The following is a 2,499-nucleotide window of genomic DNA, read 5'->3' on the forward strand; positions in this document are numbered from 1 at the left end:
GGGCGCGGCGGGGGGACATGGCGGGCTCCGGCGATCCGTGACGGCAGGCGGACGAGGCCATAACGCGAAAAGGCCCGCCAACGAATTGGCGGGCCTCGCGACGACCGGTCCGGCGCCAAGTCAGGAACGGAACGAGGGGGCGGAGTTCCGCGCCCACCGGCGCCGCACCGGCCGTGTTCCCGAAAGCTATCTCACGGCTGATGAATGTCAACATTCGTCAGCCGTGAGGCCTGCCAGCAATCGCCGGTGGCGTGCGCTCCCGCACGTTTCGCGCGGGATCGGCGCCATGGTATCACCCCGCCGATGTCCGCCCCCCGCTTCGCATGAACCCGGTCCTCTCCGGCCTCCCGACCACGGTGTTCGAGACGATGTCGCGGCTCGCCCGCGAGCACGGCGCGATCAATCTCGGGCAGGGGTTCCCCGACGACCCGGGCCCCGCCGACATGCGCGCCCATGGCGCGCGGGCGCTCGTCGAGGGCTCGAACCAGTACCCGCCGATGATGGGGCTGCCGTCCCTGCGCGCGGCGGTGGCGGCGCATTACGCCCGGCACCAGGGGCTCGCCCTCGATCCCGAGACCGAGGTGATGGTGACCTCGGGCGCGACGGAGGCGCTCGCCGGCGCGCTGCTGGCGCTGATCGAGCCGGGCGACGAGGTCGTGCTGTTCGCGCCGATGTACGACGCCTACCTGCCGCTGGTGCTGCGCGCCGGCGGCGTGCCGCGGATCGTGACCCTGACGCCGCCCGCCTTCGGCCTCGACGAGGCCGCGCTCGCCGCCGCCTTCTCGCCGCGCACCAAGGTGGTGCTGCTGAACGACCCGCTGAACCCGAGCGCGACCCGGCTCGGCGCCGACGACCTCGCGCGGCTGGCCGCGTTCTGCCGCCGCCACGACGCGATCGCGCTGTGCGACGAGGTCTGGGAGCACGTGGTGTTCGACGGCGCCCGCCACGTCCCGCTGATGAGCCTGCCCGGCATGCGGGCGCGCACGGTGAAGATCGGCTCGGCCGGCAAGATCTTCTCGCTCACCGGCTGGAAGGTCGGGTTCGTGATGGCCGACGCGGCGCTGATGCGGACGCTCGCCAAGGCGCACCAGTTCCTCACCTTCACCACGCCGCCGAACCTGCAGGAGGCGGTGGCCTACGGGCTGGCGAAGGACGATGCCTACTTCACCGGGATGCGCGCCGGCTACGCCCGCTCGCGCGACCGGCTCGCCGGCGGCCTCGCCGATCTCGGCTTCACGGTGCTGCCGGCGCAGGCGACGTGGTTCCTCAACCTCGACATCGCCGATCTCGGCCACGCCGACGACGTCGCCTTCTGCGAGGCGCTGGTGCGCGAGCATCGCGTCGCGGCGATTCCCGTGAGCGCGTTCTACCCGGACCGGGCCGTGCGCACGCTCGTGCGGCTCTGCTTCGCCAAGGCCGACGCGACGCTGGATGCGGCGCTGGACCGGCTCTCGGGCGTGCGGCGGGCGGCATCGTGAGCGGGTTTCGGCTTTGGGATGAAACGCCCATCCCCTCTCCCCGCACGCGGGGAGAGGCCCGGTCGCACCCCGTCGTGCGGCCGGGAAGCGCAGGCGAAGCGGCGGTGAGGGGGCGGTGCCGTGGGAGGCTCGCCGGTCGAAGCCCCCTCACCGTCGGCTGCCGCCTCGCCGCGACGACGACGGGGTCGTCGCGGCCCTCTCCCCGCAGGCGGGGCGAGGAGATGCGCGGGGACCGGGCGCGCGTTCCGATGCGGCGGGAGCTCCTGTGGCCGGGGGCCTTGCTCCAGGGGCCATCACTCCAGGGGCCATCACTCCAGGGGCCATGCGTCCGTCCGCCGAGCGCCGACGACGCCCCCTGCCTTGCCGGGGCAGCCCCGCGGCGCCACATCCCAGGCCATGGCCACCCTCGCTCACCGGTTTCCGCCGATGGATCCCTCGCAGACCTTCTCCCAAAGCTGGCGCGCGGGCACGACGCTGCGCATCGGCGACCAGAGCCGCGAGGCGACGCTCGCCCGGCTCGAGGCGCTGGCGCACCTGCTCGATTCCGCCTTCCTGATCCCCGGCCTCAACCGGCGGGTCGGGCTCGAGGCGGTGATCGGCCTCGTGCCGATCGTCGGCGACATCGCCGGCATGGTGATCTCGTCCTACATCGTCGCGGAGGCGCGCCGCCTCGGGGCGCCGCGCTGGCTGATCGCGCGGATGGCCTTGAACGTCGCCTTCGACGGCGCGATCGGCATCGTGCCCCTGGCCGGCGACCTGTTCGATGCCGCCTTCAAGGCCAACCGCCGCAACGTCCGCCTGCTGCGCCGCTGGATGGAACGCAGCGGCGGGCTGCGCCCCAACGAGATCGACGGCACCGCCGTGCGGATCGACGGCTGAGGGTTCCCAGGGCACGCGGTTCCCGTCCCCTCCCCCCTCTGCGGGGGAGGGCGGGCCTCGCGTCAGCGCGGGTCGGGAGAGGGGAGCGACCTCTCCGGATGCGGCGCTCCCCTCTCCCCCCCTGCTGCGCAGGGTCCCCTGC

The 2,499-nt window shown here is 73.6% G+C and carries 2 protein-coding genes; both read left to right on the top strand.

The genetic code is table 11. The annotated features are described in order from the left end of the window. Window positions 1–323: 323 nt before the first annotated feature. The gene (locus FV223_RS25235; protein WP_147729522.1) at window positions 324–1,478 is read left to right on the top strand and encodes an aminotransferase; all 1,155 of its coding nucleotides are present in this window, start codon (window positions 324–326) and stop codon (window positions 1,476–1,478) included. Window positions 1,479–1,904: 426 nt separating this feature from the next. Next, a complete protein-coding gene (locus FV223_RS25240) occupies window positions 1,905–2,357 on the top strand; it encodes a DUF4112 domain-containing protein (protein WP_147729523.1) in 453 nt (150 codons plus the stop codon). Window positions 2,358–2,499 lie beyond the last annotated feature (142 nt).

This window comes from Methylobacterium sp. WL116 (assembly GCF_008039455.1).
In the GTDB taxonomy this organism is placed as follows: Bacteria; Pseudomonadota; Alphaproteobacteria; order Rhizobiales; family Beijerinckiaceae; genus Methylobacterium.